Origin of the sequence: Kitasatospora sp. NPDC093558 (genome assembly GCF_040683475.1) — a bacterium.
Classification (GTDB): Bacteria; Actinomycetota; Actinomycetes; order Streptomycetales; family Streptomycetaceae; genus Kitasatospora.
In genome coordinates this window covers 1-5,123 of sequence record NZ_JBFBDY010000459.1, presented here as the reverse complement: position 1 = coordinate 5,123, position 5,123 = coordinate 1, and the positions used below count along the sequence as shown (strand labels likewise).

The window sequence follows — 5,123 nt, the reverse complement described above, 5'->3', positions numbered from 1 at the left end:
GATGCGGCAGCGCAGGCCGCGGCCTGCGGCAAGCCCGCGGACCGGCCGATCAACTTCGCCGACGACACCGACACCTCGTGGGCCGACGTCGAGCCGTACTTCGCGGGCGTTGCGAGCGTCCTCGGTCCGGCGCGAACGGGTGTCTACGGCGGCCTGCACGTCGTCCAGGGCGCCGCCGCCTCCGGGCTCGTCACCTTCTACTGGCAGACCAGCGCCTGGTCCGGCGGCCTCTGGGACCCGCGCGCACAGCTGCGCCAGGGCGGATCGATCACCATCGGCCGGGTCGAATGCGACCGCAACGAGGCCACCGCCGCCGACTACGGGCAGTGGATGCCCGGCCGCACCCCGATACTGCAGGAGGACGACATGCCGTACACCGAGGAGCAGCTCCGCGCGATGATCCGCGAGGAAGCCGCCAACGCGGTCAGCAGTCAGCCCGTCCGCGACGTGATCGCCTACGCCGTCCACTACAGGGACGACGACGCGGACGGCATCCGGACCCTGCTCCGGTCGCTGCCTCAGCAGGTCTGGGAGCACGCCCTGCCGAACGTCACCGCGGACTGGCGGCAGAAGACCGGGGCGGATGCCGTCGTCCCGGCGCAGTGGCTGCTCGCCGCCGCCAATCCGATCCAGCTGCAGCTCGCCGCGACGCAGGCCCAGATCGCGGCGCAGGCCGCGGTGATGAAGACCCTGCTCGACCACGCGAGTGGCGTCGACACGGCCACCGTCACGGCCGCGATCGAGGCCGCCGTGGCGAAGGCGCTGGCGGCCGGGGTGGACATGCACGTCACGACCGGCCCGGCTCCGGCTGCCCCTGCACCGGCTGCCCCTGCCCCTGCCCCTGGCCCGACTCCCGCGACTCCCGCGACTTCCTGAGGAGACCCCGATGTCCGACTCGCTGCGTCGCACCATCCGCACGATCTTCCAGACGGTGCTCGGACTCGCTGCAGGCCTGCCCGTCCTCGTCCACACCACCGGCGTGTCCTCGGCCCTGCCGGGCCTGGGTGTGGCGCTCGCCGTCGCAGCCGCGATCACCCGCGTCATGGCGCTGCCGGCGGTGGACGCGCTCCTGCCTGGCTGGCTCAAGATGGCACCGGCCGCACCCCCGGACCCGGTGCCGCCGAGCACTCCCGGCGCTCCCGAGACACCGTGACCATGGCGAGACAGGCCGAGCGGGCGTCGACCCGCGCTACCGCGTCGGAGCCGGGCGCACCGGGTGCTTGCTCAGGATGGAGACGCGGTTGAAGGCGTTGATCGCGATGGCCACCCAGATCACGGCGGAGATCTGCTCGTCCGTCAGGGCCTCGCGCGCGGCGGCGTAGGCCTCCTCCTGTAGGGCCGCGTCCGCCGGGGTGGTGGTGGCCTCCGCCAGGGCGAGGGCGGCGCGTTCCTGCGGGGTGAACAGCCGGGTGTCGCGCCAGGCCGGGAGAACGCCGAGCCGCTGGGTGGTCTCGCCGGCCTCCAGGGCCGCCGTGGTGTGCACGTCGAGGCAGTAGGGGCAGCCGTTGATCTGGGAGACGCGCAGGTTGACGAGCTCCACCAGCCGCCGGTCCAGCCCGGCCTCCGCGGCGGCCTCGCCGGCCGCGTCGGCGGTCGCCCGCATCGCGCGGAAGGCGGCGGGGGTCTGCTTGTCGACGAACACCCGTCGACGTGCGGGGGCGGCGGTCACGGTCGTTGTCACATCGCTCACGGGAACTCCCTGGACGTTTCACTGTCGGGCGGCACTGCGCCATGCCATAATAGTTGAACATAAAACTTCTTTGCCAGAACTTTTTGGCAGCGGGGAGCCCATCGTGACCACCACCGGCACCGGTCCTGCCGACGCACACGCCGAAACCCGGGAGTCCGGCCCCCTGGTGGAGGTCCTGCCCGCCCGCGACGTGCCGCTCGGCGGCCCGCGCGCGATGACCGTACGCCGGACCCTGCCGCAGCGCGCCCGCACGCTCATCGGCGCCTGGTGCTTCGTCGACCACTACGGCCCCGACGACGTCACCGACACCGGCGGGATGGACGTCGCCCCGCACCCCCACACCGGGCTCCAGACCGTCAGCTGGCTGTTCAGCGGCGAGATCGAACACCGCGACAGCCTCGGCATCCACGCGTACGTCCGCCCCGGCGAGCTCAACCTGATGACCGGCGGACACGGCATCAGCCACTCCGAGGTCTCGACCCCCGCGACCACCGTCCTGCACGGCGTCCAGCTGTGGGTGGCCCTCCCGGAACAACACCGCCACACCGCACGCGACTTCCACCACCACGTGCCGCAGCCCGTCGCCCTGGACGGCGGCGAGGCCCGCGTCTTCCTCGGCACCCTCGCCGGCGACACCTCCCCCGTCCCCACCTTCACCCCGCTGCTCGGCGCCGAACTCACGATCCGCCCGCACGCGACCCTCACCCTCGCCGTCGACCCCGCCTTCGAGCACGCCCTCCTCGTCGACCACGGCGACGTCACCCTGGCGGCCACCCCGCTGCGCCCGGCCGAACTCGGCTACCTGGCCCCCGGATCCACCACCCTCACCCTCGCCAACACGAGCGACGAGACGGCCCGCACGGTCCTGATCGGCGGCCCGCCCTTCGAGGAGGAGATCGTGATGTGGTGGAACTTCATCGGGCGGTCGAACGAGGACATCGCCCGGGCCCGCGAGGAGTGGCAGCGCGGCTCCGACCGCTTCGGCGCCGTCCAGGGCTACCCGGGCGACCGCCTGCCCGCCCCCGAACTCCCCGCCATCCCGCTGAAGCCCCGCGGCCGCGTGCGCTGACCTGCGGTCGTGACGACGAGAAGAGCGCCCACCCCCTGCCCGCCCCGCAAAAGACCCGATAAAATGACCAGCGGTGTGCCGGGAAGTCTGGTCGGCTCGGGGGACGACTGCAGCGATCGGGCGGCGGCGACCCCGGTGGTTGCGATGGGTCGTTTCTGCAGATGCACGCCGTGGGGATCGTTCTCGTTCTGGTGGTTCTGGCCACGAGTGTGGCCACCTTCGCCCGGCGGTGGCGCATACCCGCTCCCTCGCTGCTGGTGCTGGCTGGCATCGGGGTCGCGCTGATACCCGGGGTGCCCGCGCTGCACGTGCCACCGCAGGCCATCGCCCTGGTGGTGCTGCCGCCGCTGCTCTACTCCTCCGCCGAGGAACTCTCCCTCCGTGACCTGCGCGCCGTGTGGCGCCCGGTGACGATCCTCTCCTTCGGCCTCGTCTTCGCCTCCGCCGCCGCCGTGGGCTTCGCGGCCGTCGCCGTCGCCGGGCTGCCGCCCGCGATGGCGTTCGTCCTGGGGGCCGTGCTGTCCAGCACCGACCCGGTGGCCGTCACCGCGCTCGGGCGGCGCCTGGCGCTCCCGAGCCGGGTCCAGGTGCTCGTCCAGGCCGAGAGCCTGTTCAACGACGCCACGTCGCTCGTCCTCTTCAAGGTCGCCATCGGCATAGCCGTCGCCGTCGGCGGCACCGTGGACCTGCCCGGCGCCGGCGGGGAACTGCTGCTGCTCGGCGGTGGCGGCAGCGTCATCGGCGCCGTCGTCGCCGGCCTGGTCTGGCTGATCCGCCGCCGCACCACCGACCCGGTCCTGGAGACCGTCATCGCCCTGGTCACCCCGTACGCGGCCTACGTGCTGGCGGAGTCCGCGCACACCTCGGGCGTCACCTCCGTCGTGGTCGCCGGCGTCCTGCTCGGCCGCTCCGGCCACCGGCTCACCGACGCCCACATCCGCCTCCAGCTCCACGCCGTCTACGCCGTCGTGGTGTTCCTGCTGGAGAGCGTCGTGTTCAGTGTCGTCGGCCTGGAACTGCCCGCCCTGGTCCGGGACCTGCCCGCCGGCACCGGCTGGTGGCCGCTCCAGGCGCTCGCCCTGGCCGCCCTGCTGATCGCCGTCCGCGTGCTCTGGACCCTGCCGCTGACCCGCGCGGTCAAGCCGACCCGCGGCCGGCTGTCCTGGCGGGTCGCCGGGGTGGTCACCTGGGCCGGCACCCGGGGCGTCATGCCGCTGGCCGCCGCGCTGTCGATCCCGCTCCTCGCCGACGACGGCACCCCGCTCTCCGGACGCCCGCTCGTCCTCGTCCTCACCACCTCGGTCGTCGTGTTCACCCTGGTCGTCCAGGGCCTCACCCTGGCCGCCGTGGTCAACCGCTCCGGACTCGCCCTCGAACCGGAGCACACCGCCCGCGAGGAGGACGACGCCCGCGACGAACTCAACCGCGCCGCCCTCGACCACGTCGAGAACCTGGCCGAGCTGGAGGCCGTACCGCAGACCGCCGTCGACCGGGTGCGCCGCAGCCTCACCGCCCGCCTCGACCGCACCCCCGAGACCCCCGACGGCACCACCGCCGACGCCGCCCACCGCCAGCTGCGGCGTGAGGTCATCGCCGTCCAAAACGCCGAACTGCGCCGCCTCTACGAGGAACACCGCATCAGTGACACCACCCTTCGCCTCCTCCAGCGCGACCTCGACCTGGAGGAGGCCGGCCTCGGCGGGGCGTGAAGCCGTGCCGAGGCCGGGTGGGTTTACGCGGGCTTGCGGCCGTGGTTGGCCTTCTTCTTCCGCCGGGCCTTCTTCTTGCGGGCGCGCTTGGACATCGTGCTCCTTCTCCTGGGCTGCGGGTCCTGGGCTTCGGGTTGGTGTGGTTCAGACGGCCCGGCCGACCAGCTGGTCGGCGAGCTTGGCCAGGCGCTTGAGCGAGCGCTCCTCCTGGACGGCCTGCGCGGTCGGCGCGATGACGCCGCCGTCGAAGTAGGCGCCGTTGGCGACGACCGCCTCGGGCAGGCAGAGCCGGACGACGGCCGCCGCGCCCTCCGCCGCCGGGGCACCGACCCGCCCGTACAGCGGCAGCAGCGCGGTGTCGCACAGGCCCGGGTTGAGGCTCACGGCGGTGATGCCGGAGCCGGCCGGGGCCATGTCGGCGGTCGCCATGGTCAGCGCGAGCTGCGACTGCGCGTACGCGGCGACCCGCGAGTACTTCTTCACCCGGTGCGGGTCCGACCAGTTCATCGACGCGGTGCGGTGCAGCGAGGACGACACGTTGACGATCCGCGCGTCGCCGGCCGCCGAGAGCGCCGGGGCGTCGAACATGGCAGAAGCGCCACACAGCATGCACTACCGGGATCGGACACCACCGCTTCCCGGTCGGAACTGATCG

Annotated in this window: 6 protein-coding genes; 4 read left to right on the top strand and 2 right to left on the bottom strand. The window is 73.1% G+C overall.

The features are described 5' to 3' along the window. Together AB0O00_RS29025 and AB0O00_RS29020 are read left to right on the top strand one after the other, a co-directional pair. A partial coding sequence (locus AB0O00_RS29025; RefSeq protein ID WP_363656722.1) for a glycoside hydrolase domain-containing protein occupies nucleotides 1-876 on the top strand: 876 nt, incomplete at its 5' end. Between the two features lie 10 nt (nucleotides 877-886). Continuing rightward, entirely contained in the window at nucleotides 887-1,153 is a 267-nt protein-coding gene (locus AB0O00_RS29020) for a hypothetical protein (protein WP_363656720.1), read from the top strand. Between the two features lie 36 nt (nucleotides 1,154-1,189). Here the strand turns inward: AB0O00_RS29020 and AB0O00_RS29015 are convergent, their stop codons facing one another. Beyond that, nucleotides 1,190-1,690 (bottom strand): carboxymuconolactone decarboxylase family protein, encoded by a 501-nt coding sequence (locus AB0O00_RS29015; RefSeq protein ID WP_363656718.1) that lies wholly within the window; start codon nucleotides 1,688-1,690, stop codon nucleotides 1,190-1,192. Between the two features lie 163 nt (nucleotides 1,691-1,853). Between AB0O00_RS29015 and AB0O00_RS29010 the strand changes: the two genes are divergently transcribed. Together AB0O00_RS29010 and AB0O00_RS29005 are read left to right on the top strand one after the other, a co-directional pair. Continuing rightward, nucleotides 1,854-2,759 carry a pirin family protein gene (locus AB0O00_RS29010; RefSeq protein ID WP_363656724.1) on the top strand — a complete coding sequence of 302 codons (906 nt, stop codon included), beginning with the start codon at nucleotides 1,854-1,856 and terminating at the stop codon, nucleotides 2,757-2,759. A gap of 161 nt (nucleotides 2,760-2,920) precedes the next feature. Beyond that, on the top strand, nucleotides 2,921-4,468 hold the full coding sequence (locus tag AB0O00_RS29005) for a Na+/H+ antiporter (RefSeq protein ID WP_363656716.1): 1,548 nt from the start codon (nucleotides 2,921-2,923) through the stop codon (nucleotides 4,466-4,468). A 144-nt stretch (nucleotides 4,469-4,612) separates the two neighbouring features. Here the strand turns inward: AB0O00_RS29005 and AB0O00_RS29000 are convergent, their stop codons facing one another. Further along, nucleotides 4,613-5,056, bottom strand: a complete 444-nt coding sequence (locus AB0O00_RS29000) for a hypothetical protein (protein ID WP_363656714.1) — start codon at nucleotides 5,054-5,056, stop codon at nucleotides 4,613-4,615. Nucleotides 5,057-5,123 lie beyond the last annotated feature (67 nt).

Excerpts from the sequence above, each read along its gene's own strand:
- AB0O00_RS29000 (WP_363656714.1), bottom strand. The coding sequence starts at position 5,056 with ATGTTCGACGCCCCGGCGCTCTCGGCGGCCGGCGACGCGCGGATCGTC.
- AB0O00_RS29005 (WP_363656716.1), top strand. The coding sequence starts at position 2,921 with ATGCACGCCGTGGGGATCGTTCTCGTTCTGGTGGTTCTGGCCACGAGT.
- AB0O00_RS29020 (WP_363656720.1), top strand. The coding sequence starts at position 887 with ATGTCCGACTCGCTGCGTCGCACCATCCGCACGATCTTCCAGACGGTG.